Below are 24,424 nucleotides of genomic sequence, written 5' to 3'. Positions count from 1 at the left end.
GCACTTGTCGGTGACATGGACGTCGATGGCCTAGGCACGCACGCGTCCCGGGCCTCGACTGGGTCGGGGTCCGGGACGGGTGGGTCAGAGCTTTTGCCAGAGGGCCGGGGTGTTCGGGGGTTCCCAGCCGGTGCTGGCGGTGTGTGCTTGGCGGCAGAGGTAGCGGAGGCCGTCGTAGGAGACCTCGTTGCCGGCGGCGTAGGCGGTGCCTGCGGTCCAGGGGCGCGAGGTGGGTGGGGTGGTGGTCGGCGGGTTGGTGGTCGGGGGCACCGTTGTGGTGGGCGGCACCGTTGTTGTGGGGGTCGGGGTGGAGGTGGGGGGCGTGCCGCCGATGTTGAGATCTACGCAGGCGTAGAAGGCGTTGGAGGTGTCGGCGATGTTCCAGATGGCCAGGAGTTTCTGGCGACCGGTGAAGCTGCCGAAATTCACGGTGTGCGTGACGGTTTGACCGGGCTGCTGGTTATTGCCCGGAACGACGCCGACGCGGGTGTTACCGATGTAGTACTCCCAGTTGGAAGTGCTGTGCCGCGCGGTGTTGGTCCACGTGAAGGACGCGGAATTGCCGACGGTGTGCACTTTCCACGGCTTGCTGTCGTCGCTGAGTTCGGCGAATTGGGAAAGGTTGCCGTGGCAGTTGCGCAAACCTTTCGGCCCCTCGACGCTCTGCGGCTCGTACTTGATCGGTCCGCAGGACACGGTGCCTGCCGCGCATTGGGCCTGCCTGCTCGCCGGTGACGAGATGTATCCGTGCGCGCTTGCCGTACCTGCCGGGACCAGAACCGCGAGGATGGGTGCGATTCCCAGTGCGGCCCCGAGAACTGTCAGCTTTCGTTTGTTGATCATTGCGCTCCTAATAGCCTGAGCAGCAGTGGCCGGCTTACTGATCAGTATCAAACTTTTTGGCAGAGAGAACATTTCGAGCTCTAATGTGCCAAAAACGATAGGGCGCTGACCGGAATCGGGGCAAGGCGCCGAGATGCCGACGCGGTGGGCGTGTCGCAGTTTGCAGCTATTCGTGGCCGGGATCGACAGTGGCGTAAGGGAACTGGCGGCTATTGCGCTATATGCAAGGCATTCCCCAGTGCCTCCCCACACGTGTCTCGTTAAATGTAGAAGCGCGGAGCCACACAGATTCACCTGATCAGAACGCCGGTCGGCGGAATCCCCATACTCGTGGAATACGCACCCCAGTTGATCTACGGAAACAGATCGACCCGGATCCATCATGCGGATCCGGGTCGATCTGGATAACTGTGTAGTTGTGCCGATCAGCTCTTGCGGCCGGGCGCCTTCGCGCCGGACTTGAATCCGAGGCCACCCGGCTTGGCTGCCGGGGGAGCGGGCTCGGCGGCACCGTTACCGTTCGCGGGCTGATCCGAAACCGTCTCTGCCGCAGTCGAGTCCGCGGTGGATTCCGCGGTGGATTCCGCGGCCGGAGCGGGCTCCGCCGGAGTGGGATCCTCGGCGGGTTCCGCCGCGGGCTCGGCCGGAGCCGCAGGTGCGGAGCTGCCCGGCGCCTTCGCACCGGGACGCTTGAACCCGGACTTCATCGCCAGACCCTTGGCCGGAACGGTCGGCTTGGTTTCGGTGGGTTCCGAAACCGGTTCGGCGCTCGCGGTTTCCGCTTCGGTGCTGCTCTCGGCGGGAGCCGCCGGGCCGGCCGGAGCCTTCGCGCCCGGCGCTTTGGCACCGGGAGCTTTGGCCGCGCCCTTCATTCCCAATCCCTTGACGGGCTTGGGTGCCGGTGCCTCCGCGGCTTCTGCCGCAGGCGCGGATTCGGCCTCCGGAGCAGGTGTCGCCTTGGCCCCGGGTGCCTTGGCCGCACCCTTCATGCCGAGCCCGCCGCCGGGCTTCTTGCCCGGACCCTTCATGGCGAGGCCCTTGACCGGCGGTGCCTCCGGAGCCGATTCGGCTTCTGCCGCAGGCGTTTCGGCCTTGGCCCCGGGTGCCTTGGCCGCACCCTTCATGCCGAGCCCGCCGCCGGGCTTCTTGCCCGGACCCTTCATGGCGAGGCCCTTGACCGGCGGTGCCTCCGGAGCCGATTCGGCTTCTGCCGCAGGCGTTTCGGCCTTGGCCCCGGGTGCCTTGGCCGCACCCTTCATGCCGAGCCCGCCGCCGGGCTTCTTGCCCGGACCCTTCATGGCGAGGCCCTTGACCGGCGGTGCCTCCGGAGCCGATTCGGCTTCTGCCGCAGGCGTTTCGGCCTTGGCCCCGGGTGCCTTGGCCGCACCCTTCATGCCGAGCCCGCCGCCGGGCTTCTTGCCCGGACCCTTCATGGCCAGACCCTTGACCGGTGCGGCCGGCGCCTCGGCAGCCGACTCGGCTTCGGCCGCAGGCGCTTCCGCGGCCTGCGCCCCGGGCGCCTTCGCGGCCCCCTTCATGCCGAGCCCGCCGCCCGGCTTCTTGCCGGGACCCTTCATCGCGAGCCCGCCACCGGCCGGCGCCGCCTTCGCCGCGGGCGCGGCGGTCTCCGGCTCCGGTTCCGGCTCGGAAACCTCTTCGACCGCAGGAGCTTTCGGCTCCTGGATCACGGTGAGGTTCTCGGTGAGCTGCGCCGCGTCCACCCGATCGATGGCATCGAGCATCAGCTGCGCGACGTCGACGACCTCGACTCCTTCACCCTCACCCTTTTCCTGGCGAGCGGTGACACCGTCGTTGAGCATGACCCGGCAGAACGGGCAGCCGGTCGCGATCTTGCCGGGCGTGGCGCCCGGGTTCGCCGCGAGCGTGTTCAATCCCTCGTCGACCCGGTCGACGTTGATCCGCTTACCGAGCTGCTCCTCCATCCACATGCGCGCACCACCGGCGCCACAGCACATGGAACGCTCACCGTGGCGCGGCATTTCGATCAACGTGGACCCGGAGGCTTCCATCAGCTCACGCGGCGCGTTGTAGACCTTGTTGTGTCGGCCCAGGTAGCAGGGATCGTGATAGGTGACGTTCTGCGACACCGAGGCGACCGGAATCAACTGCTTCTGCCGCACCAGGCGGTTGAGCAGCTGGGTGTGGTGCACCACCTCGTAGTTGCCGCCGACCTGCGGGTACTCGTTGTTGAGCGCGTTGAAGCAGTGCGCACAGGTGACGACGATCTTCTTTTTCTTCTCCTCGACCCCGTCGAACACCGAGTTCAGCGTCTCGATGTTCTGCGCGGCGAGCTGCTGGAACAGGAACTCGTTGCCCGCGCGCCGGGCCGAGTCACCGGTGCAGGTCTCGTCCTGGCCGAGCACCATGAACTTCACGCCCGCGGTGGCGAGCAGCTCGGCGACCGCCTTGGTGGTCTTCTTCGCCCGGTCCTCGTAGGCGCCGGCGCAACCCACCCAGAACAGGTAGTCGTAGCCGTCGAAGCTGTCCGCGTCCTGCCCGAAGACCGGAACGGTGAACTCGACCTCGTTGATCCAGTTGAGCCGGTCCTTGGCGTTCTGCCCCCACGGGTTGCCCTTGTTCTCCAGGTTCTTGAACAGACCCGCGAGCTCGGACGGGAACTCCGATTCGATGAGCACCTGGTAGCGGCGCATGTCGATGATGTGGTCGACGTGTTCGATATCGACCGGGCACTGCTCCACACACGCGCCACAGGTCGTGCACGACCACAGCACCTCGGGATCGATGATGCCGCCGACGTCGGCGCCGCCGACCAGCGGACGCTCGGCCTCGGCCTTGGCCGCGTCGGAGATCTTCGCCAGCGCGGCCTCGTCCGGCTTGCCCTCGGCGTCGACCAGGCCGACCTCGTCGCCGCCCATGTCCTTGCGGCCGCCGGCCAGCAGGTAGGGCGCCTTCGCGTTGCCGTGGTCGCGCAGCGACATGATCAGCAGCTTGGGCGACAACGGCTTTCCGGTGTTCCAGGCCGGGCACTGCGACTGGCACCGGCCGCACTCGGTGCAGGTGGTGAAGTCCAGCCAGCCCTTCCAGGAGAAGTCCTCGATCCGCCCGGCGCCGAACGTGTCGGTGTCCGGATCGGCGGTCTCCATGTCGACCGGCTGACCCTTGGACATCATCGGCTTGGCCGCGCCGAGCGCGACGCCGCCGTCGTCTTCACGCTTGAAGTAGATGTTGAAGAACGCGGAGAACCGGTGCCAGGCCACGCCCCAGGTGACGTTGCGGCCGACCAGGTAGAGGAAGGCCATGCCGGACATCAGCTTCACGAACGCGAACAACGCGACCATGGTGGTGCTCGCGGGCAGCAGCTTGGCCACCTGCATGGTGAAGAAGTCGGTGTACGGGTCGGAATGTCCGTAGGCGGCGATCTTGCCCGCCTTCACGAAGATCATGCCGAGGCCCTCGATCAGCACGATGCCCTCGATCACGTACGCGGGGGCGAACTTCGAGCCGCTGAACCGGGACAGCCGCTCGGGCAGGCGCGGGTGGTTGAGCTGGCGGATGACGATCAGCGTGCCGATGCCGAGCACGGTGCCGATGCCGAGGATCTCGTCCCACAGGTGGTAGATCGGCCAGTTGCCGATGATCGGCCAGTGGAACGACGGGTCGAAGGTCTGACCGTAGGCCTCGAACCACAGGATGGCGCCGCCCATGAAGCCGATCATCACCAGCCAGTGCGCCCAGCCGACGGTGCGGAACTTGGCCATCCTGGTGTGCGCCAGGAACTCGATGACCATCTGCTTGAAGCGCGGGAAGAACGGTCGCCAGCGATCCGGTGCGGGCTGTCCGACCATGATGGCGCGGACGATGTTGCGGACGCCGCCGAAGAACGACGCCCAACACAGGAGGCTGAGCGTCGCCCCAATCGTGCCCAGCGTCACTGTCAGGGCATTCATGTCGCGACCTTTCTCTAGAGGCAACACGAGCGGGGGCGGTTCGGCCGCCCCGATTGGCTCGTATCCTAACCGGCAGTAAGTTACCCACCGGTAACATATGCTATCTGTCGTACCATTTGCAGCTGAGCTATGCCCCCTCTTGCTGGGGCTTGACGCAAAATTCGCCTGTGATGAACCTCACACCTGGTTTGCCCATCCAAGCGCGTGTTCAGGTCAATACACCGTAAACGCCGAGGCTTCCGGCCTAATCGGTAAGGACAGGCTTAGTCCTCAAGGCGCGTAATGCTTCTCGCTTATGGCTCGCCGGTGGATTACGCTCACGACGTTCTGTCTGCTGTGCCTGTCTTCACACTGCTCGGGGAGGATCCGGGGCGACCGCCCGGATTTGATGAAGAGCGCTCTCGCGTGCGGGGATCGGCGGGCAGGCAACCTGATGATGGATTGGAAACTGAATGAACCTCCGCAGAACCACCGCGGGTGCCGCGTTGGTCATCGGCGCGATGACCATCGGCCTCGGGACCGCGCATGCCGAGCCTGTCGCGGCCCCGGCTGATCTCAACTACTCCGTCAAGCTGGTCGACAAGACGGTTGTCGCGTCGCTCAAGGGGGGAACCTTCTCGATCACCGAGAAGGACGGCGCCACCGCCACCGACCCGAAGCTCTCCATCGCCAACGTGAAGGACGGCCAGGGCAACACCCTCGTCTCCTTCCCGCTCGATGTCGATGTCGACGGTCGCCTGGTGCCGGTCAAGACCGAGGTGAAGAAGGACGGGACCGTCCTCGAGGTCACCCCGCAGAAGCCCGCGGATCTGGTCGTCACCGACAAGCCGGTCGTCGCCAAGCCGTCCGTCGCGCAGGACATCGCCTCGCCGATGGAGAACCAGCGCGCGCAGAACGAGTTCGCGAGCAACTTCGGCATCGCGACCGCGATCGGTGGCTTCGTCGGCACCGCGATCGGCGCGACCATCGGTTGCATCATCACGATCCCGGCGTTCTGCCTCCCCGGCCTGGTGGCCGGCGCTGGCATCGGCGGCATCCTCGGCACCATCGCGGTCGGTGGCCCGGCCCTGATCGCCGCGGGCCTCGAGCTGATGAACACCTTCCAGGCAGCGGACGGCACCACCAAGTGGGCCGACAAGCCGCTTCCGGCGAAGTAAGCACCACGCACCGACCACTGGCCCGCTCTCCTCGGAGAGTCGGGCCAGTCGTCGTTTTCAGGCCGGCAAATCCATGGTTCCGTCGAACGACACCGTGTCCTTGCGCCGCCCGAACCGCCCGAACGACCGCTCCGCCATCTCGAACGAGCCGTCCTCGCGCACCAGCAGCACCGTGCTCACCCGGGTGCCGTGCGCGGCGTCCGCGATGAACCGGGACGACAGCCTGCGCTCCATCAGTTTCGGCACGCCGGTGCTCGGCAATTCCGCGTCCGGGGCCTTGGTGCGATCGGCCAGTAGCGCGAAATAACGCTCGACGGCACCGGGATCGGACTCGACCACGGCCCGCAGCTCGGTCAGACCGGTCCGTACTTTGGGCCAGATGGGCTGTGGGGCGGTTAAATCCGGGTTACCCGGGTTCACCCCTGCCGAACCGACGAACGTGCCGTTGGAGAGGCCGTGGAAGCCGGGCGCCAGCTCGCGCGGCGGGGTGGCGCTGCGATTGGAGTGCCACCACAGCGATTCCAGATCGGACACCACCAGGTTGTAGCCGTTGTAGTCGTCCGGCGCGGCCGCGACGTCGAGCACGTACTTTTCCGGGCCGGGGAAATCGATCCCCGGATTCCGGTCCGAGGCCCCGCGCAGGAAATCCATCAGCAGCGCGCCGCGGGAACGGGCGTCGCCGCGTTCGTCCTTCGGCGCACGCACATTGGTCACCGTCGCGAATCGATTGCGTCCCTTGTCCTCTCGGCGCAGCCCGAGCCAGGTGCCCGGTGGATCGCCGGCCGCCTTGTTCTTCGCCCCGAGATCCCGTCCGGCCAGCAGGCCCGGCACCTCGGGCCACCAGCGCATGGATTCGGTCGGCCGGGCGTAGAACTCGTCGCGGTTGGCCGCGAGGATCAACCGATAGTCCGGATGCGCCCGCCAGCCGATCAACACCAAACACATCAGTTCAGAATGCCCGAACAGGGCCCGGCGCCGCACCGCATCGGCCGGGTGCCGGGCCGCGCAAGGCCAGTGGAAACGTCCCCGGGACAGCGAAAAGGCCGACCGCGTAACGCGGCCGGCCTGTTCGACTGGTGGAACTAGTTGGTGCGAATCTTCAGCCCCGGGTTGTCCGAGAGCACCACGCTCACCGGCTGCGCGAACAGCTGCGGCGCGTTGCCGGTCAGGGCACCGATCAGGTTGGGGATCTCGCAGATCGGGTAGTCGGCCACCGACGAGGCACTGGAGATGCCCAGGGCGAGCCGGCCGGTCACGATCGGGCCGCCGCTGTCGCCGGGCAGCGCGCAGATGTTGGCCGAGAAGGCCTGGGTGAGCTCACGCTCGCCGACCTGCACGGTCTGGTCGACCGCGTTCACCACGCCACAGCTGAAGCCGGTCCGCGAACCGGACTTGCAGACCGGCGCGCCGACGACCGGAGTCGCGACGCCCTCGATGCGCACCGACGCGGCGCCGGGGACCCGGACCTCGTTGTTGCTGAACCGATCCCGCGCCTGGTCGGCGATCCGGACGACCGAGTAGTCCTGCGCACCGAGCACCGACTTCTCGAACCGGCCGAGCTCGTTGCCGAGCCGGTCGCCGTTGAGCTCGTGGATCCGCGCGGCGTTGTCGTTGCCCGCGGACGGGATGTCCGGGTTGCAGTGGCCCGCAGTGACATTGACGATGTTGCCGTTGCGGTCGGTGCCGTTGAAGCCGAGCGAGCAGCGCAGCGACATGCGGCCGGCGACCGAGGCGTAACCGTCGCCGCCGGCGAGCACGCCGTTGGCGGCGCCGGCGATCTCGGTGGCCTGCAACGTGCCCTGCTCACCGGCGACCGGCGGGGCCATCACGATGACCCGGGCCGGGTCGATGAAGTTCGGCATCGGCAGGCCGGCCTTGTCCACCCGGACCGCGATGCTGTTGTTGACCGTATCGATCACCACGCCACGCACGAGGGCCGACACCGCCTCGGGCTGCCCGTCGAGCCAGCGCTGGAACGCGGTCTTCTCCCCGCGCAGCGCGGACTCGCTCTTGGCCACGTTGCGGACCTCGAAACCCGCCGACTCCGCGGCCTTGCGGGCCTCGTCGGCGCCGGGGCCCTGGGACAGCGCGACGACCGCCTTGCCGTTGTCGTCGAGCCACGAGCCGCCGAACACCGCGGGGAACTGCCGCTGCGCGTTGGTGGCGAACGCGGCGACCTGCTGGGCCACGTCGGCGCGGTGCAGGTACTCCTCCGGGGAGATCTTCAGATCGCGGGCGAGCGCGGTCACCAGTTCGGCGGGCAGGCTCGGGGCCGGATCGGGTTGCGCTGTCGCTACTGCCGCTGTAGGTCCGAACAGCAGTATCGCCGCCGAGGCGGCGATCACTGATTTTCGGACCAGGGTCTGTCGCGCAGCTGATCGGAGAGGACCTATACGTGGCAGGAGCATGCCCAGACTATATGGGCTAGAACGCGGGATGCCTACTTATAACGAGCGCTAATTTGCCCGCGCTGTTCAGCGCGCCTTACCCGGCGTTAGGCCGGGTGCGCACCGCGATGCCGCTACCGACTCCGCCGCCGGCGGAGGCGTCGATATCGGCCAGGATCGGCCGGATCGGAATGCCCAGGCTCGCCGTGCCGCCGTACTGCGCCAACGCGATGTTCGCCTCGTTGCAATCCGGCGCCTCGGCCGCGTTCGAACCGCTGGTGATGCCGAGCGCGAGGGTGCCGGACACGATCGCGCCGCCGCTGTCGCCGCCGAGGGTGCAGGCGGAGCTGGCGAAGCCGCGCACGGTCTTGCTGACACCCTCCGCGGTGTAGAGCTGGGTCTCGACCCGGTCGGCCACCACGAAGCCACACGTGAAGGTGGACGACTGCCCCGACTTGCACACCGGCGCACCGGTGATCGGGTCGGCGGTGCCGGTGATAGCGATCGTGGTGCCGTTGGCCCCGCGCACGGTCGGCTGGTCCATGCCCGCGCGCACCGCGCGGTCGTTCAGCTTGATCACCGAGTAGTCCAGCGCGCTCTGGCCGCCGAGCTTCGCCTGGACGAACGAGCCGAGTTCCGGGCTGTTCGGGATGTCCTTGACGTTGGGGAAGTAGACGGTGGCGTCCTGGTTGCTCTTGTCGATGTTCGGATCGCAGTGGCCCGCACTGATATTCAGCGCGTTGCCCGCCGCGTCGACGCTGTTGAAGCCGAACGAGCAGACGTCGACGCCCTTGAGCGCGGCGTCGTGCAGCGGGATCGGGGCGCTGATGTAGGTGTCGCCGCCCATCGGCCTGCGCTCGATCGCGCCGCCGCTGCCGGGGGACAGGATGACCTTGATGTTGGCGATCAGGGTCGGCAGGTTCAGCAGGTGTCCCGCGGGGGTGTTGGCGACGCTGAGCACCAGCTGGCTGTTGAGGAAGTCGATGGCGACGGAGTTGATCGCGGTGGAGATCTCCTTGGGCAGGCTGGTGATCCACTGATTCAGTTGCATCAGTGAGCCTTCCAGGCCGTCCGCGGACACCGGGGCGAGCCGGGTCTGGTAGCCGTCGGACGCGGCGATCTTGGCGGCGTCGAGCGAGGTGACCGCGACGACGGGCTTGCCGTCGGTGCCGATCCACGCGCCGGCGAAGGCCTCCGGGCGTTCCGAGCGGAAGTCGCGGGCGTAGTCGCGCAGTTGCTGCGCGCGGGCCGCCCGGTCCAGGTACTCCGTCGGGGTCATCTTCAGGTCACGCGCGATCGCCTGCACCAGTTCCTGGGGCAGGGCATCGGCATTCAGCTGGGTGGGTGTCGCCGGTGCCGCCGCGGCGGTGGTCGTGCAGAGCAAGGGTGCGAGGAAAACGGTCGAAGCGAGGGCGACAGCTTTGACCGTGGCGCTACGCGCCACCAACTTGCGCATGAAATCCCTTCGTTGGCACGCACGTGCCAGCTCAATCCGCGGCAACGGGCCTGGAATCCGTTGGCTCACAGTCGTCCTCCAGCAACAGACCGGGCGCCTGCAATTCATCCGACAACACCGGTCAGCGCATCACTTTAGGGCACAAACCGGGGAAGGTCTCTACTAATCACCGACTGCCCGGTATCTGCAGGCCAGGGATCGTCGGAATCTGCGGCAGGGGGTTGTACGGCGTCGTGGTGGTGGGCCGCGGGCGCGTGGTGCTCGGCGGCGTCGTCGGCGGCTCGGTGGTCGGCGGCGGTGGGGGCGGCGGCTCCGTGGTCGGCGGCGGAGGCGGCGTTGTCGTGGTTTCCGGCGCCTCGGTGGTGGTCGGCGTCAGCGGAACCGTCGGGAAGTTGATCGGCGGGGCGGGCGGCGTCGGGCTCACCGTGACCTGATCGGACTTGGCGTCGCGCATCGGCGGCACCGGGGTCTGGCCGTCGTCGCGGAACAGCACGGCCACCGCGAAGCCGCCGAGCACGAGCCCGATCAGGGCTGCGGCGCCGATCAGCAGCGGGAGTTGCTTGCGGTCCTTGGCCGGTTCGGCTTTGCGCGCGGGTGCGTCCGGCGCCTCGGTCGCTTCTGTCGGCACCGGCTCGGCCATCGGGATGGCCGCCGAATACGCCTGCGGTGTCGGTTCGGACGCGGGCACGGCCGGGATGATGACGGTGTCCACCGTCGAGTTCTCGGCATGGGTCGGGTCCGGCGGGGTGCTGCCCGCGGGGGTGGAGAGCACCGCAGCCAGGGCCGCGCGGGCGGCGTCGTAGGCGAACGTGCTGCCCGGTTCGCCGGTCTCGGCGCTCGGCAGGTCGGCCTCGCTGACCAGCAGCACCGACCGCAGCCCCAGGTAGTCCAGCGCGTCGCGCAGGGCCTGGATGTATTCGCGCGGCCAGTCACCGGGGTGGGTCGCGTAGAACTCGGCCGGGCCGTTGAGGTGGTCCGCGGTGAGGTTGATCAGGCAGAACAGCGCCGTCGCGACCAGGTCTTCGGCCCGGTAGGCCTCGCCGTCGTCGACGGAGATGCCCGCCGGATCGCCGACCGCCAGCGCGAAGCCGGTGATGGCATGGGCGTTCTCGTCCGGCGGTGGTCCGCCGAGCGTGGCGTCACCGTCGTCGGACATGTAGAGCAGCGACTCGCGGACGATGAACAACGGTTCTTCGTCGCCGTCGGTGACGATCGCCGCCGTGCACTCGTCCTCGGCGATGCGTAGGCCCACCCCTGTGGCCATCCTCAGTACCTCGCTTCGGCTTCCCGGCGTACGAATCCGCACTCTGTCACACCAGCAGAGAGCCGTGTCCCATGGCGCGGAGCATCGACAATAACTCCGATCGGGACCGTGCACCGATCCGCCGCCTGATCCGGGCGACATGATGCTCCACCGTCTTGGCGGAAATGTACAGGCGAGCGCCGATCTCCCGATACGTCAGCCCGAGTAGCACCAGTTCGGCCACCTCGCGTTCGCGTTCGCTGAGGATCGCCGTCGGCTCGCCGACCGCCGGATCCGGGGCCGGGCGGGTGCCCGGCTGCGGCGATGTCGCGGCCGGCGGCAGGATCGGGTCCTGCGGTTTGGCGTCGGCGCGGACCGTGCGAGCCAGCTTGAGCAGCGCGGTCGCGGTCGCCGAGTCGGCCGCGGCGAGGGCGGCCTCGCTGGCCAGCCGGGCGGCGTCCCAGGTCATGCCGATCTCGCTCAGGCCGGCGACGGCCGCTTCGACCGGCGCGGCGGATACCTCGCCGCGCAGCACGAGCACCCAGGTGCGGCCCGCGTCGGCGAGCACCGCGGCGTGCCGATCGCCCGCCTCGGCCGCGGCCTTGAGCGGGCGGGCGTGCGGGAGCAGTTCCTGCGGGCTCTCGTGCAGGATCGCGGCCTGCACGCCGTACCAGTGGAAGGCGTTCGCCCAGGCGGGCGGTTCGTTCAGCCGGCGCAGCAGCGCCTGGGCCGCGTCGACGAGCGGCGCGATCCGGCCCTCGTCCCGCAATCGGATTCCGGCCAGCCACAATTCGCCGATCGGGAGCAGCGCGAGCAGGTCGGCTTCGACGTCGTCGAACATCAGGTAGGCCGCCTGCCAGGCCCGCGACAGCGCCGCGTGATCGCCGGTGCGCCTGGCCAGGCCGACCGCGACGCCGTGGGCGAGCAGGCGGTCGCGGACGTCGAGCGAATCGTGGTCGAGCGCGGCGACCGTCGCGGCGGCGGCGCGTTCGTCGCCGCCGAGCATGGCCGACCAGGCCGCGAGCACCTGGAGCTGGTGGCAGCGCAGGCCGCTGGCGGTGGCCCGGCGCAGTGCGTCGCCGGCCCGGCGGGGTTCGCCGGTGCCGAGGCAGAGCAGGGTCGCGATGGATACCGCGGTGCAGGGGAGGAAGCGGTCGACGCCGGAGTCGGCGTGCGCGGCCTGCACGAGTGCGGAGACCGACGCGGCCGTGCCGTTCGTGGATAGCGTTGGCGTGCTGTGGTTTCCGTTGGCGTGGTCACGACCGTTGAGGGAACCGGTCAGTGCCGTGGCGATCAGCCGGGCATGGGCGTTGGCCTCGGTCGGTGGCCATTGCGTCGCGGACTCGGACATCTCGGCCGCGCCGGATATGTCGCCGGCCAGCGAGAGGACCGTCGCGCCGATCGCCCAATCCGCGCCGACGCGTTGCGTGCCCAGCCACGAATACAGTTGGGCCGCACGGGCAACCAGGCCGCGCCGGGTCAGTGCCGCGGCGCAGATCCGGACCGCGTCGGCCAGGTCCGCGCTCGACACACCCGAGCGGGCCAGCACCGGCTCGGCCAGGCGCATGGCGGTTTCGCCGTCGCCGTTGCGCCCGGCCGCCTCGGCCCAGCGCAGCGCGATGAGATCGGGGTCGGCGCCGGTCGCGGCGGCGGCCGCGTAGTAGCGCACCGCCTCGCGGCCCGCCTTTTCCGCTGCGGCGGAGAGGAATTCGGCCAGCCGCGGGTCGCGGACGCCGGATTCGGCGAGCAGCAGCGCGGTGTGGTCGCGCAGCAGGCCCGCGTCCAGTCGCGCGCCGAGCAGTTTGCGCTGGACCGCGACGAACCGGCGGTCGCCGAGCAGCGTGCGCAGCGGTCCGACGGCCGGGGTGAGCAGCAGGTCGGCGTCGGTGACCAGGGCGCTGGCCCGGGCCCGATCGATGAGGTGCTGTGCGGCAACGGGTTCCACGCCGAGCACCTCGGTGAGCTCGCTGGAGTCCAGGCCCGCGCCGGTGGTGGCGACGACCAGGGTCTCCAGCAGGTCCGGTGCGAGGTCGTCCAGCAGCGAACGGGCCCAGGCGGCGACCGCCGCGTCGACCGTGCCGATGCCCGCGTCCAGCCGGGCCGAGCAGGCGGCGGTCAGCGCGGCGACCACGCCACCGCGGATGCCGTCGGTCTGCCGGTGGATGTGCTGGGACACCTGGCGCGGCACCATCATGCCGAGTTCCCGGGCGAACGGGGCGATGTCGGCCACGCCGAGCGCGCGCAACTCGACCACCCGGCCGCGCCGGGCGACCAGGTCGGCCAGGGCGCGCAGCCGGTGGTCGTGCGGGCGCGGCTGCGCCGCGATCACGACCGTGCGCTGACCGGATTCGACGGTGGCGCAGAGGTATTCGAGCTCGGCCTGGTTCAGCGTGTGGGCGTTGTCCACGATCAGCGCGGGGAGTTCGGTGACCGGCGCGACGCGGGTGCCGAATCCGTTGGTGCCGGCGTGCGCGGTTTCCCCGGCCAGGGCGTCCTGGAGCGGGATGCCGCGCGTGCGCAGGCGGTTGCGAATCTCGTTGAGCAGGGTGGATTTACCGGTCTGCGAGCGGCCACGGATGAGATAGACGACCGGCTCCTGGTCGGCGGACTCCAGTTCCCGGAGGATCTCGCGCGCCGAGGGCAGGGTGTCGAACGCGATGTCAGCCACCGTTTCCTCCGAGGATCTGGCCGGGCGCGCGCAGCACGGTGCCGACGGTGTTGCCGACGGAGTCGATCGGGTCCTTCAGGACGCCGGTCGGCAGGCTCGGGGCCTGCGGCGGAGTCGGTGGTGCGGGGTAGTTACCCGGCCCCGGTGCGGGTGCGGGCCCTGGTGCGGGGGAGGGCTGCGGGGCCGGTTGCGTCGCACCGGGTGCCGCGGGCGGCGCGGCGGGCTGGTCGCCGACGGGCTGACTGTTCACTACGGCCACCGTCGTCGCGGCGGGGGAACCGGGCTGGCCCGCTTCGGTTTTCGGCCGACCAGCGGCCGACGTGGTCGGGTCCGTCGCCGCGGCAGGCAGATTGGGATCGCCGGTTTGCCCGCCGGTGGTCGCGGCGATCTCCGCCGCGCGCGCCGGGGACGAGTGTTCGGTCGCGGCCGGGTTCGGGCCGGGCTGGGCGCCCGTGCCGATCGCCACGGTGCCGGTGGCCAGCAATCCGATGACCACCGCGGCCCCAGCGACGATGGCGGCGCGCTGCCTGCCGCTGAACCGCGGCTTGCGTGCGGTGTCGCCGCTCGGCAAGGCCGAGATCGCTACCGAGGGAAGCTCTTTGGTGGCCGGTTCGATCGGCGTCGGCGGCGCGATCGGGGTCCGGACCGACGCCAGATCCGCGGCCAGCACGGCGGCGCCGCGGGCGCTGGTGTTGGCCGGGTCGGGGGCCGCGACCACCGGCAGACCGAATTCGGTCGAGATCAGCTCGGCGACCAACGGGATCGCGCCGCCGCCACCGGTGAGCAGCACCCGGCCGATATCGCCGATGTCGAGCCCGGCCCGGTGCACGGCGTCGCGGATCAGCTCGATCGAGGTCAGCAGCGGCCCGCGCAGCAGGTCTTCCAGTTCGCCGCGGACCAGCCGGACGTTGCCGCTGTGCGTGTCCGCCGGATTCAATCGCACCGGGACGACCGTGGCGGTATTTATCGAGAGCTCTTCTTTAGCGGTGCGGCACTGCTCGCGCAATGTCGACAATTTCCGCTCGACAACCGGATCGAACGGATCGAAATCATTTGCCAGCACAGCGTTTGCCAGCACGTAGCGCATGGTCAGCAGATCGAATTCGGCACCGGCGATGTCCGTGGTCCGCAGCGGTGTGCCGAGCACGCCCGCGTGATCGCCGGTGCGCACCACCGAGACGGTGAGGCCGGTGGCGCCGAGGTCGTAGACGATCACCGCGCCGTCGCCGAGCGGGCCGTGCGCGGATTCGAGCCAGCGCACCGCGGCGGTCGGCTCGGGCACCAGGGTCACCTCGCGCAGGCCTTCGCGATCGAGCGCCGCGCGCTGGAGGTCCACGGTGTGCCGGGACCACCACGCCGGATGGCAGGCGACCGTCGAACCGGATTCCCTGGCCTGCGTGCTGATCTCGTCCATCAGGCAGGCGATGGCGGCGGAAACGAGGTCGGCGGCGGAATGTGCGCTGCCGTCCTCGGCGAGCATGTGCACCGGATCGCCGACCCTGGCCAGGAAGCCCTCCAGCAATACGTCGCTGGAATGCCGTCCGCCGGCCTGGGCGGTGGCGCCGAGGGCGGGCGGTGCGCCGGCCGCGAGGCGCAGCACGCTGGGATGCGTGACCACGTCGTCGCCGCCGTTCCCCGCTGCCGCCACGGCGACCGAATTCGACGACCCGACAGTGATGCCGAGCGCCAGACGCTCTGTCATTCGTGAACCCCGTTCGAAAACTCTGTGGTCCGATGTCGCTGCTGTGTAGTCCGAGTGCGGAAGGCGGTAGGAGCACGCCGACGCACTCGTTGTTTCGGTTGCTGGCCGTCCGCCGTTACCGCCCCCGGGGAACTTCCGGGGAAATTCCCCTAATGCGCCGGATGCCCCTAAGGGCGGGATCGGGTGAGTTGTGGGGGTCGGCCCCGTTACGCGTAACGAGTGACGCCCCTAGCGTGAAATGCATTCCAACGATGCGGATCGCGGAGGTCCGCCGGCTCTCAGGAGATTTTCTGATGACACCCAACGCGATTCTCGAGTTCATCCTCAACCTGCTGCGCGATCACGAAGCGGCGGTCGGCTACTGCGCGAATCCGACGCAGGCGCTGGTGGCGGCGGGTTTGCCCGCGGTCACGCCGGAGGACATCGCGGCCGTCGCCCCGATGGTCGCGGAGTCCGCGCTGGTCGCCGGCGGCTCGCAGCTGTCGGCGATCGTCGCCGCCGGGGCGCAGACCGGTGCGGCCGCCGTCATCGGTGCGGCGGGGACCGTCGGCGCCGCCGCGGCCGCGGATGCCGGACTCAATATCGGTGCTGACCTCGGCATCGACCTCGGTGGTCAGGTCGGGACCGGCCTCGACCTCAACGCGGGGTTGAACACCGCGATCGACACCGGGCTTCAGGTCGGTGCGGATCTCGGTGCGGGGCTGTCCGCCGGGCTCGGAACGGTCGCCGACATCGGTGCGAACCTGTCCGCCGCGGTCGGCGGCGCACTCGGTGTGGCGGGGCAGGCGGTCACCGGCATCGGCGCCGGTGTGCAGGGCGCGGTGGATGCCGGAGCGCATATCGGGACGGGGCTCGAAACGAGTATCGGCGGTGCCCTCGGCTCGATCGGTCAGGCCACGGCCGGAATTTCTACCGGCCTCGATGCGGCACTGGGCGCGGGCACGCAGGTCGGGGCTGATCTCGCCACCGGGTTGCAGGGTGGGTTGCACGCGGTGACCGGGGTGACGACCGGCGTCGATGCCGCGGTCGGTGCGGGTGCTGATCTCGGTGCCGGATTGACTGCGGGTCTGAACGCTACCGGGGCTCAGCTGGCGGGTGGCCTGTCCTCCGGGCTCAATGGCATCGCACAGGGTGCGGCCGATCTGAACGCGGACCTCTCCGCCGGACTCGGCGGTGGTTTGTCCACAACCATTGGCGGCGTGGGTAATTCGGCAGCGCAGGCCTCAGCGGGGCTGGAGGCCGGACTCGGTGCGGCGGTTGGTGCAGGCACCGGTATCGGCGGCGGGTTGTCCTCGGCGGTGAACGGCGCGGTGAATACGGGCGTGCAGGTCGGGTCGGGTCTGGAGACCGGGCTGTCGGGTACTACGGGTGCGGTTCTCGGTGCGGGCGCGCAGGTGGGTGCCGATCTCGGCACCGGGCTCGCTTCGAGTGTGGACGGCTCGATCAACGCTGGGGCGCAAGTGGGTTCGGGCTTGGAGACCGGGTTGTCCACGGGTCTCGGCGGTGCCCTCGATGCCGGTGCGCACCTCGGCGGTGCCGTAGATGCGGGTACGCATGCGGTGACCGGGCTGGAATCGGGATTGTCCACGGGGATCGGGGCTGCGGCGAACGCCGGCGCCGGTCTCGGTGGTGGACTTTCTGCCGGGCTCGACGGAGCGGCTGGTGTCGGCGCGCAGGTCGGGACGGGTCTGGAGACCGGCCTCGAGGTGGGCGGTCACGCGGCCACCGGCCTGGAGACCGGGTTGTCGACCGGGATCGGTCCGGCTGCGGGTCTCGGCGGCGATCTGTCCACCGGAATCGGTGGCGCGGTGGATGCCGGTGCGGGCCTGGGTGGTTCGCTCGGCGGCATCACTCACGGTGCGGTCGATACCGGTGCCGGGCTCGGCGGTTCGCTCAGCGGGACCACTCACGGTGCGGTCGATACCGGTGCCGGGCTCGGCGGTTCGCTCAGCGGGACCACTCACGGTGCGGTCGATACCGGTGCCGGGCTCGGCGGTTCGCTCAGCGGGACCACTCACGGTGCGGTCGATACCGGTGCCGGGCTCGGCGGTTCGCTCAGCGGGACCACTCACGGTGCGGTCGATACCGGTGCGGGTCTCGGTGGTTCGCTTGGCGGCATCACTCATGGTGCGGTCGATACCGGTGCGGGGCTGGGTGGTTCGCTTGGTGGGACCACGCATGGTGCCGTGGACACCGGTGCGACGGTCGGTGGATCGCTCGGTGGCACGACTCACGGGGCGGTGGATACTGCTGCGGGGCTTGGTGGTTCGGTGGGTAGCACGACGCACGGCGCGGTGGACACCGGTGCCGGGTTGAGTGGCGATGTCGGATCGACCGCGAATGCCTGGTCGTCGCTGGATGTTTCGAGCGCGTTCGGGTCGGGGCTGGACAGCACCGCCGGTGCGCACGGCGACGCGGGCTTGTTCGGCGACACCCATGCGGGCACGGATCTGGCCGGCAGCGCCGGCGCGGACCTGACCGGCGACGCGATGCTGCACTGATCGCGCCGCCGCCGCACTGACAATGCCCGCTCCACTGGAAGAGGTCGACACCGCGATGGGGACGCCCGCACCGAACGCCACACCACCGGCGGTACCGCTGCTGTCGGTACTCGGCGAAACCATCGCGGCGGCGCGCGCCGCGGGCCGCAATGATCTGGTCGGGCGGCTCGAGGTGGCCGCCGACCGGGTGCGGGATCCGCGGCGGCGCATTGTCATTGCGGGGCAACTAGATCAGGGCAAGAGCCGGTTCATCAACGCGCTGCTGAACCTCGAGCTCTGCCCGGTGGGCGACGACGTGACCACCACGGTCACCACGCTGCTCGCGTACGGCCCCGAGCCGAAGGCGGAACTGGTACTGACCGCGCCCGGCGGTGACCAGGGTGGTCCGGAGGCGCGAGTTCCGGTGCCGATCGACGAGATCGGCTCGATCACCGCGCGTTCCCCGCTGGCGCAGGGCCGGCGGATCCTGCGGCTGGAAATCCAGGTGCCCAACGCCTTACTGGCCGACGGCATCGTGCTGGTCGACACCCCGGGCGTCGGCGGGCACGGAAGTTCTTACGCGGCAAGCGTGCTGAATATGGTGCCGGCGGCCGACGCGGTGCTGGTGCTCTCCGATGCGTCCACCGAGCTCACCGAGCCGGAACTCGCGTTCCTGCGCCAGGTGCGCGAATTGTGCCCCACCGTAGCGCTGCTCATCACCAAGACCGACCTGTACCCGCACTGGCGGCAGGTATTCGAGGCCGATCAACGCCACCTGGACAAGGCGGGCATGGACGTGCCGATGATCGCGGTCTCCGCGTTGCTGCGCAGCCACGCCTTGCGCCTGCAAGACCAGCAACTCGGCCTCGAGTCGGGCTTCGGCGTGCTCTACCAATTCCTGCGCGATCAGGTGGTCGCCCGCGATCAGCTCGCCACTCGCGGTGCGGTGGCACGGGACATCCGTTCCGTCGCCGAGCATTTGGCGCTCGCACTGGGCAGCGAACTGGTCGCGGTGCGCGATCCGGCCCGTGGCGCGGCCGCGGTTCGCGAACTCCAGACCGCGCGCACCTCGGCCGAAGAACTGCATCGGCGCACCGCCGCCTGGCAGCAGACCCTCGCCGACGGCATCACCGACCTGGCCGGCGACGTGGACCACGATCTGCGAGATCGGTTGCGCGGCATCGCCAGAACCACCGAGGAGTGGATCGACGAGCACGACCCGGGCCGCCACTGGGACAGCATCGCCGAATACCTCACCGGCACCATCGATACCGCGATCGGCGACAACCTGCTGTGGACCCATTCGCGCGCACTGCAACTCGCGCAGCGGGTCGCCGAGCACTTCACCGAGGTCGGGGCGGCCGATCTGCCGGACGTGCGGTCGGACGCGGCGGTCGCGGGCAGTCACGTCGGCGCGGGCACCCTCGCCGATCTGGAGCCCGACATCGGCTTCGGCAGCAAGCTGCTCGTCGGCATGCGCGGCTCCTACGGCGGCGTACTGATGGTCGGCCTGGCCAGCACCTTCGCCGGGCTCGCGCTGCTCAATCCGATCTCGCTCGGCGCCGGACTCGTGGTGGGCGGCAAGGCTTTCCGGGACGACAAGCAGGCCAGGCTGGCCCGCCGGCGCAATGAGGCGAAGGTCGCCGTCCGCCGGTTCGTCGACGATGTGGCGTTCCAGACCGGCAAGGAATCCAAGGACCGGCTGCACCGCATCCATCGGGCGTTGCGCGATCACTACGCCGGGGTAGCCGAGCGGAGCCTGCGCTCGATCGACGATTCGCTGCGCGCCGCGCAGGAGGCCGCGACGATGGCCAACGCGCGCCGGGCCGAGCGGGGCACGGTGCTGGAGCGGCAGCTGCACGTGGTCGCTGAGCTGGGGCGATATGCCGAAGCCATGCAGGCCGCGCTGCCGAGCGGGCCCGCCGGTACGGTTGCCCCGTGAATCGAGAGGTCGGCGCGGCGCCGGGAATCGTGGCGGAGGCGCATCGGCTGGTGGGTGCGGCGCGGGCGGCGCTGGCGAGCGAGCCGCGGCCACGGGTGTTGCTCGCCGATTGCGCGAGGCGTTTGGATCATCCGTTGCGCATCGCGCTCGCCGGATCGTTGAAGGCCGGTAAGTCCACGCTGCTCAATTCCCTTGTCGGGCAGGACATCGCGCCGACCGATGCGACCGAGTGCACCAGGGTCGTCACCTGGTACCGCTACGGGTCCACCCCGAGCGTGACCGCGCACGCGGGCGACGGCGCCCGCGCGAACGTGGTGGTGCGCCGCGGCGGCGGCACGCACGGATTGACCTTCGATCTGGACCGACTGAACTGGAACGCGCCCGCGCCGCGCGAGGTCGATCACCTCGAGGTCGAATGGCCCGCCGCGGCGCTGGCCCACACCACGATCATCGATACGCCGGGCACGTCGTCGCTGTCGCGCGAGGTGTCGCGGCGCACAGCCCGGTTGCTGACGCCGGGCGCGGAGCAGGCCGAGCAGAACATCGCGGTCCCGGGCGCCGACGCGGTCGTGTACCTGCTGCGCAGGCTCGATGCCGCCGACGTCCGGTTCCTCGAGCAGGTCGGCGCCGGAACCGGTGCCGCGCAGGGTATTTCCGGTCCGCTCGGCGTGGTCGGCGTGGTCTCCAGGGCCGACGAGATCGGTGCCGGCCGGATCGACGCCCTGCATTCCGCGCGTGATGTCGCGACCCGCTTCGCCGGCGAACTGGAACGAACGGGCCTGTGCCAGGCGGTGATTCCGGTCGCCGGCCTGCTCGCCTTCGCCGCGGCCACGCTGCGGCAACAGGAGTACGCGGCGTTCGAGGCGCTGGCCGGAGTTCCGGTCGATGACCTGAGCACGGCACTGCTGTCCGCGGATCGTTTCGCCCGCCCCGATGTCGCGCTGCCGGTGGCGCCGGAGCTCCGGGCGCAGCTCGCGGAACGGTTCGGGCTCTTCGGCATTCGGATGGCCGTCACCCTGATCCGGCTCGGCGTGCGCGACTCCGCCACGCTGGCCGCCGAATTGACCAACCGCAGCGGCGTGGACGAACTGCGCTCGGTGCTCGACGTCCAATTCGGCCAGCGTGCCGACCAGCTCAAGGCGCACTCCGCCCTCACCGCCCTGGCCCGCGTGCTCACCGCCTACCCGGGCAGCGAGGCCGATGCCCTGCTCCCGCGCGTGCGCACCCTGCTCGCCGACGTGCACGGCTTCGCCGAACTCCGCCTGCTCGGGCGCCTGCGCACCGACGAATTGGCCTTGCCGCCAAACGATCTCGCCGAGCTGCACCGGCTCATCGGCGGCTCCGGCATCGCCCCGCACCTGCGTCTCGGTCTGCCGGTCGACGCCGCGCCCTCGGTTCAGCGGGACCAGGCCGTCGCGGCGGTGCGTAAATGGCGATCCCGCGCCCGCCACCCGCTCGCCGACCAATTCACCACCACCGCTTGCCTCACCGCCGCCCGCAGCGCGGAAGGCACCCTCGGCCTGCTTCCGGAGTAGGCCGGGCTAAGCCGTGATCCGGCGCACCGCCTCGGCCAGATCCGCGCCGGACGGCGCGTGCTCGGGGTCGACCAGATACTGCGCGGCCAGCCCGGTCAGCAGGGCCTGGTAGAAAGTGCCGATCATCCGGCCCTGCTCCGTGTCGGTCTCATCGACGTTCTCGAAGAGCCGGGCCAGGCCGGAGCGCGCCTCGGCCAGGCCGGCCGCGAGCCCATCCCTGGTCGCGGGATCGTGGCCGCCCTGCGCGATGGTGTCGAAGGTGGCCGCCCACAGCCCGCGATGACGGCGCAGCGACTCGATCACCGCCGTCCACTGCGCTGCGAAACGCTCCAGCGGCGTCGAATCCGGTTGCGCGGCATCGCTCAGCGCGCGCTCGAGTTCCATGCCCCATTCCCGATTCGCCTCGGCGAGCGCCTCGCTCAGCAGCGCCTCCTTCGAACCGAAGTGGTAGCCGATCGCGGCCATGCTGACCCCGCCCGCGGCGGTAGCGATGTCGCGCACGGTGGTGCGGGCGTAGCCCTTCTCGAACAGGCACTGCCGTGCGCCCGCGAGCAGATCCTCTCGGTTTCCCATGGTCGACATGGTAGCGCGATCGCCTGAATCATTTGTCTTGCGCAGTTGCCTAAGACAAATGTACAGTTTTTTCATGAGCAATCGACCGATGACCGTCCTCATCTCCGGCGCCAGCATCGCCGGACCCACGCTGGCCTTCTGGCTGAACCGCTACGGTTTCGCGGTGACCATCGTCGAGCGCGCCGCCGCGCTACGCGACGGCGGTCAGGCGATCGACGTGCTCGGCGCCGGAACCGAGGTGATCCGCAAGATGGGTCTGCTCGGGCAGGTGCACGAGTTCAGCACCGGCAAGCGCGGTACCTCCTATGTCGACGCCACCGGCAAGGCGCAGGCGAGCATGAGCAGCGAGGTGTTCAACGGCGTCGGCGCGAGCGGGGACTGTGAGATCCAGCGCGGCGACCTGGCCAGGGTGCTGTACGAGGCGACCCGTGACGACGTCGGATATCTCTTCGGCGACAGCATCACCACCCTCACCGAAGACGAAAAGGGCGTGCACGTCACGTTTTCCCACGCCGAGCCGCGCACCTTCGACCTGGTCATCGGTGCCGACGGCGTGCATTCCAACACGCGCAGGCTGGTTTTCGGCCCGGAGGCCGATTTCCTCCGGCACATGGGCTACTACATCAGCATCTACACCACCCCCAACCTGCTCGCGCTCGATCACTGGGAGCAGGACTACAACGTCCCCGGCAAGATCGCCGGCAGCTACAGCGCCCGCGAAAATACCCAAGCCAAGGCCGTTTTCGCGTTCGAATCGGCGCCGATCGACTACGACTACCGAAACGTCGAGCAGCAGAAGCGAATCGTCGCCGACACCTTCGCCGACGCAGGCTGGCAGGTGCCCCGCCTGCTCGAACACCTCACCGCCGCCGACGATTTCTACTTCGACGCCATGGCGCAGATCCACATGGACGACTGGTCGAAGGGCCGCGTCGCCCTGGTCGGCGACGCAGGCTACTGCGCCGCCCCGCTATCCGGCCAGGGCACCAACCTCTCCCTCGTCGGCGCCTACATCCTGGCCGGCGAACTGGCCGCCGCCCACGGCGACCACACCGTGGCCTTCCCCCGCTACCGCCAGGAACTGCTCCCATTGGTCAAGGCCGGTCAGGCCTTCGCCGAGGGCGTCGGCAAATGGTATGCGCCCCCGACCAATTGGATGATCCGCCTGCGCAACCTCAACGTCCGCCTCCTGCCCTACCTCCCGTGGCGCGGCCTCATCGGCGGCGCACCCCAAAAGGTCGCCCGCACAATCGAAATCAAGGACTATCGCCCTTACGAAACGTCCGCCCGCAAGTACTAAGGGGCGGTGACGGAACTCGTCGGGTCGATGAGGATCTTGGCGTGGTGGTCGGGGTTGGCGAGGGTGGTGAAGGCGGATTCGATGCCTTCGAGGCCTACGGTGCCGGTGATCAAGGGGGTGGGGTCTACCTTGCCGTCGGCGAGCAGGTGCAGGGTGTCGCGGAATTCGCCGGGGTCGTAGCCGAAGGCGAAGTGGAGTTCGAGTTCCTTGTTGATGGCCATGGCGGGTTGGATGCGGTCGGATTCCATGCAGACGCCGACGACGACCACCCGGGACAGCGGGGGCGCGGCGGTGATGATCTGGTCGAGAATGCCTGGGACGCCGACGCATTCGAAGATGACCGGGCCGGACGGGCCGGCGTTCAGGGTGTGCGCGAGGCGGAAGACGTACCACCAGGGGAGTTTCGGGACGCGGCGCAGGCGGTCCATGGTGTCGAAGCCGAGGCTCAGAATGTCGGTGACGCCGTTGATCCGGCCGCGCTTGGGGGCGGCGGTCCAGGGGGAGTCGGCGGCGGGGTCGACCACGATGTCCGCGCCGCACGCGGTCGCGAGTTCCCTACGGCGCGGGGAGAAGTCGCTGGCCACCACGGTGCGCACGCCCGCGGCCTTCAGCATGCTGATCACCGCGAGGCCGATGGGCCCGCAGCCGATCACGAAAGCGTTCTGTCCCTTGCCGACTCGTCCCTTGCGCACCGCGTGCCAGGCCACCGCCATGGGTTCGGTGAGCGCCGCGTGCTCGGCGGACAAGCCGTTCGGCACCGGCATGGTCATCGATTCCTGGACCACCACCTGCTCGGCGTACGCGCCGGGCGCCTCGACCGAAAGCCCGGTGAGCTGCGGCTTCGAGCCGTGCCGCACGATCGGCAGCGCCACCACCGGCGTGCCGGTCGCCCACCGCTTGCGACACCCCGGCCCGTAATCGACCACCGCGCCGCTGAATTCGTGGCCGAGCACCACGCTCTGGTCCGCCCGCATGAACGAGTCGTAGCCGGTGGTCACGGCCAGATCGGCCATCTCGTCGGCGTGGCTGCGGGCATGCAGGTCGGAACCGCAGATGCCGCAGCGGGTTACGTCGATCAGCAGTTGCCCGCGCCCGGGTACCGGGGTCGGCAGGTCGATGACCTCGAACTTCGAGTTGGTGACGACGGCGGCCCGCATAGTGAACTCCTCGAATCGGCAGTGCGTCCACGCTACTGCGCAGCGCCGCCGG

The 24,424-nt window shown here is 69.5% G+C and carries 15 protein-coding genes; 5 read left to right on the top strand and 10 right to left on the bottom strand.

Going from position 1 to position 24,424, the window contains the following annotated elements:
- Positions 1 to 84: 84 nt before the first annotated feature.
- Together F3087_RS02550 and F3087_RS02545 are read right to left on the bottom strand one after the other, a co-directional pair.
- Positions 85 to 843 (bottom strand): lytic polysaccharide monooxygenase, encoded by a 759-nt coding sequence (locus tag F3087_RS02550; protein WP_150400123.1) that lies wholly within the window; start codon positions 841 to 843, stop codon positions 85 to 87.
- A gap of 425 nt (positions 844 to 1,268) precedes the next feature.
- On the bottom strand, positions 1,269 to 4,772 hold the full coding sequence (locus F3087_RS02545; RefSeq protein WP_150400122.1) for a (Fe-S)-binding protein: 3,504 nt from the start codon (positions 4,770 to 4,772) through the stop codon (positions 1,269 to 1,271).
- 452 nt (positions 4,773 to 5,224) lie between these two features.
- Here F3087_RS02545 and F3087_RS02540 point away from each other — a divergent pair, with 452 nt between their 5' ends.
- On the top strand, positions 5,225 to 5,929 hold the full coding sequence (locus tag F3087_RS02540; protein ID WP_150400121.1) for a hypothetical protein: 705 nt from the start codon (positions 5,225 to 5,227) through the stop codon (positions 5,927 to 5,929).
- Between the two features lie 57 nt (positions 5,930 to 5,986).
- Here the strand turns inward: F3087_RS02540 and F3087_RS02535 are convergent, their stop codons facing one another.
- The 6 genes from F3087_RS02535 to F3087_RS02510 all read right to left on the bottom strand — a co-directional run bounded on the left by F3087_RS02535 (position 5,987) and on the right by F3087_RS02510 (position 15,385).
- Entirely contained in the window at positions 5,987 to 6,874 is an 888-nt protein-coding gene (locus tag F3087_RS02535; protein ID WP_150400120.1) for an NRDE family protein, read from the bottom strand.
- Positions 6,875 to 7,011: 137 nt separating this feature from the next.
- Complete coding sequence (locus tag F3087_RS02530) at positions 7,012 to 8,337, bottom strand: S1 family peptidase (RefSeq protein WP_150400119.1); 1,326 nt, start codon at positions 8,335 to 8,337, stop codon at positions 7,012 to 7,014.
- 76 nt (positions 8,338 to 8,413) lie between these two features.
- A complete protein-coding gene (locus tag F3087_RS02525) occupies positions 8,414 to 9,772 on the bottom strand; it encodes a S1 family peptidase (RefSeq protein ID WP_150400118.1) in 1,359 nt (452 codons plus the stop codon).
- A 166-nt stretch (positions 9,773 to 9,938) separates the two neighbouring features.
- Positions 9,939 to 11,036 carry a hypothetical protein gene (locus tag F3087_RS02520; RefSeq protein WP_191093741.1) on the bottom strand — a complete coding sequence of 366 codons (1,098 nt, stop codon included), beginning with the start codon at positions 11,034 to 11,036 and terminating at the stop codon, positions 9,939 to 9,941.
- A gap of 46 nt (positions 11,037 to 11,082) precedes the next feature.
- A complete protein-coding gene (locus tag F3087_RS02515; RefSeq protein ID WP_150400117.1) occupies positions 11,083 to 13,683 on the bottom strand; it encodes a LuxR C-terminal-related transcriptional regulator in 2,601 nt (866 codons plus the stop codon).
- A complete protein-coding gene (locus F3087_RS02510) occupies positions 13,676 to 15,385 on the bottom strand; it encodes an Hsp70 family protein (RefSeq protein WP_150400116.1) in 1,710 nt (569 codons plus the stop codon). Before F3087_RS02510 ends, F3087_RS02515 begins: the two co-directional genes overlap by 8 nt.
- Positions 15,386 to 15,678: 293 nt before the next feature.
- On the opposite strand from F3087_RS02510, the gene F3087_RS02505 reads away from it, so the two are divergent.
- The 3 genes from F3087_RS02505 to F3087_RS02495 are packed head-to-tail and all read left to right on the top strand — an operon-like array spanning position 15,679 to position 21,342.
- Positions 15,679 to 17,886 (top strand): IniB N-terminal domain-containing protein, encoded by a 2,208-nt coding sequence (locus F3087_RS02505; RefSeq protein WP_150400115.1) that lies wholly within the window; start codon positions 15,679 to 15,681, stop codon positions 17,884 to 17,886.
- Between the two features lie 55 nt (positions 17,887 to 17,941).
- On the top strand, positions 17,942 to 19,807 hold the full coding sequence (locus tag F3087_RS02500) for a dynamin family protein (RefSeq protein WP_150400858.1): 1,866 nt from the start codon (positions 17,942 to 17,944) through the stop codon (positions 19,805 to 19,807).
- Positions 19,804 to 21,342, top strand: a complete 1,539-nt coding sequence (locus F3087_RS02495; RefSeq protein ID WP_150400114.1) for a dynamin family protein — start codon at positions 19,804 to 19,806, stop codon at positions 21,340 to 21,342. The genes F3087_RS02500 and F3087_RS02495 overlap by 4 nt, the downstream gene beginning before the upstream one ends.
- A 6-nt stretch (positions 21,343 to 21,348) precedes the next feature.
- Here the strand turns inward: F3087_RS02495 and F3087_RS02490 are convergent, their stop codons facing one another.
- On the bottom strand, positions 21,349 to 21,915 hold the full coding sequence (locus F3087_RS02490; protein ID WP_150400113.1) for a TetR/AcrR family transcriptional regulator: 567 nt from the start codon (positions 21,913 to 21,915) through the stop codon (positions 21,349 to 21,351).
- Positions 21,916 to 21,988: 73 nt separating this feature from the next.
- Here F3087_RS02490 and F3087_RS02485 point away from each other — a divergent pair, with 73 nt between their 5' ends.
- Positions 21,989 to 23,215 (top strand): FAD-dependent monooxygenase, encoded by a 1,227-nt coding sequence (locus F3087_RS02485; protein WP_150400112.1) that lies wholly within the window; start codon positions 21,989 to 21,991, stop codon positions 23,213 to 23,215.
- On the opposite strand, the gene F3087_RS02480 is transcribed toward F3087_RS02485, so the two are convergent.
- Positions 23,212 to 24,372, bottom strand: a complete 1,161-nt coding sequence (locus tag F3087_RS02480) for a zinc-binding dehydrogenase (protein ID WP_150400111.1) — start codon at positions 24,370 to 24,372, stop codon at positions 23,212 to 23,214. The genes F3087_RS02485 and F3087_RS02480 overlap by 4 nt on opposite strands.
- Positions 24,373 to 24,424 lie beyond the last annotated feature (52 nt).

Origin of the sequence: Nocardia colli, assembly GCF_008704205.1 — a bacterium.
Taxonomy (GTDB): Bacteria; Actinomycetota; Actinomycetes; order Mycobacteriales; family Mycobacteriaceae; genus Nocardia; species Nocardia colli.
Note: the sequence above shows the minus strand (reverse complement) of the source record. Positions and strands in the feature narration are given on the sequence as shown.

Bases quoted from the DNA above. Each gene is read 5' to 3' on its own strand.
- F3087_RS02550 (WP_150400123.1), bottom strand. From the start codon at position 843: ATGATCAACAAACGAAAGCTGACAGTTCTCGGGGCCGCACTGGGAATC.
- F3087_RS02545 (WP_150400122.1), bottom strand. From the start codon at position 4,772: ATGAATGCCCTGACAGTGACGCTGGGCACGATTGGGGCGACGCTCAGC.
- F3087_RS02540 (WP_150400121.1), top strand. From the start codon at position 5,225: ATGAACCTCCGCAGAACCACCGCGGGTGCCGCGTTGGTCATCGGCGCG.
- F3087_RS02535 (WP_150400120.1), bottom strand. From the start codon at position 6,874: ATGTGTTTGGTGTTGATCGGCTGGCGGGCGCATCCGGACTATCGGTTG.
- F3087_RS02530 (WP_150400119.1), bottom strand. From the start codon at position 8,337: ATGCTCCTGCCACGTATAGGTCCTCTCCGATCAGCTGCGCGACAGACC.
- F3087_RS02525 (WP_150400118.1), bottom strand. From the start codon at position 9,772: ATGCGCAAGTTGGTGGCGCGTAGCGCCACGGTCAAAGCTGTCGCCCTC.
- F3087_RS02520 (WP_191093741.1), bottom strand. From the start codon at position 11,036: ATGGCCACAGGGGTGGGCCTACGCATCGCCGAGGACGAGTGCACGGCG.
- F3087_RS02510 (WP_150400116.1), bottom strand. From the start codon at position 15,385: ATGACAGAGCGTCTGGCGCTCGGCATCACTGTCGGGTCGTCGAATTCG.
- F3087_RS02505 (WP_150400115.1), top strand. From the start codon at position 15,679: ATGACACCCAACGCGATTCTCGAGTTCATCCTCAACCTGCTGCGCGAT.
- F3087_RS02500 (WP_150400858.1), top strand. From the start codon at position 17,942: ATGGGGACGCCCGCACCGAACGCCACACCACCGGCGGTACCGCTGCTG.
- F3087_RS02490 (WP_150400113.1), bottom strand. From the start codon at position 21,915: ATGGGAAACCGAGAGGATCTGCTCGCGGGCGCACGGCAGTGCCTGTTC.
- F3087_RS02485 (WP_150400112.1), top strand. From the start codon at position 21,989: ATGAGCAATCGACCGATGACCGTCCTCATCTCCGGCGCCAGCATCGCC.
- F3087_RS02480 (WP_150400111.1), bottom strand. From the start codon at position 24,372: ATGCGGGCCGCCGTCGTCACCAACTCGAAGTTCGAGGTCATCGACCTG.